Source organism: Neisseria sp. P0021.S007, from assembly GCF_051956855.1.
The window spans coordinates 1-1,071 of the sequence record NZ_JBQCXA010000138.1; the positions used below are offsets into that span (position 1 = coordinate 1).

Consider the following 1,071-nt stretch of genomic DNA (forward strand, 5'->3'; position numbering starts at 1 on the left):
ATGGTCGGCCCCGGCAAACCGATTGATACGGAAAGTTTTCTCGTGGTCGGTTTGAACAATCTGGGCGGCTGCGACGGCAGCAGCGGGCCCTTGTCGATCAATCCTGAAACGGGCAGGGAATACGGCGCGGATTTTCCGGTGGTTACGGTGAAGGACTGGGTAAAATCCCAAGCCGCGCTTGCCGATTATCTCGGTATCGAACAATGGGCGGCGATTGTCGGCGGCAGCTTGGGCGGTATGCAGGCTTTGCAGTGGACGATTTCTTACCCCGAGCGCGTGCGCCATGCCTTGGTGATTGCGTCTGCGCCGAAACTGTCCACGCAAAATATCGCGTTCAACGATGTGGCGCGTCAGGCGATTTTGACCGACCCCGATTTCAACGAAGGACATTACCGCAGCCACAATACCGTTCCCGCACGGGGCTTGCGGATTGCCCGCATGATGGGACACATTACGTATCTTGCCGAAGACGGTTTGGGCAAAAAATTCGGACGCGATTTGCGTTCCAATGGCTATCAATACGGCTATGGCGTTGAATTTGAAGTGGAATCCTATCTTCGCTATCAGGGCGACAAATTTGTCGGACGGTTTGATGCCAACACTTACCTGCTTATGACCAAGGCTTTGGACTATTTCGATCCGGCGGCGGATTTCGGCGACAGTCTGACCCGCGCCCTGCAAAATGTGAAAGCGAAATTTTTTGTCGCCAGCTTCAGTACCGACTGGCGTTTTTCGCCCGCGCGTTCCAAAGAGTTGGTCAAAGCGCTGATTGCGGCGCACAAGCCGGTGCAGTATATCGAAGTCAAATCCAACCACGGCCATGACGCTTTTTTGATGAAAGACGAGGCTTATATGCGCGCCGTAGCGGTTTATATGAACAATGTTGACAAGGATTGCCGATCATGAATTTGCGCGACGATTTGCAGTTGATTTACGACTGGATTCCCGAAGGCAGTCGCGTCTTGGACTTGGGCTGCGGCGACGGCGAATTGCTGGCGGCTTTGGTGGAACACAAAAAATGCAGCGGCTACGGCATCGAAATCGACACCGACAGCGTCATCGCCGCCATGT

Annotated in this window: 2 protein-coding genes; both read left to right on the forward strand. The window is 54.2% G+C overall.

Features of this window, described 5'->3' with window-relative positions; all coding sequences use genetic code 11:
• A partial coding sequence (gene metX / locus ACTHUR_RS11740) for a homoserine O-acetyltransferase MetX (RefSeq protein ID WP_440398688.1) occupies nucleotides 1-906 on the forward strand: 906 nt, incomplete at its 5' end.
• Nucleotides 903-1,071: methionine biosynthesis protein MetW (locus ACTHUR_RS11745; RefSeq protein ID WP_440398689.1), on the forward strand; the 169-nt coding region annotated here is incomplete at its 3' end. The genes metX and ACTHUR_RS11745, both read left to right, overlap by 4 nt.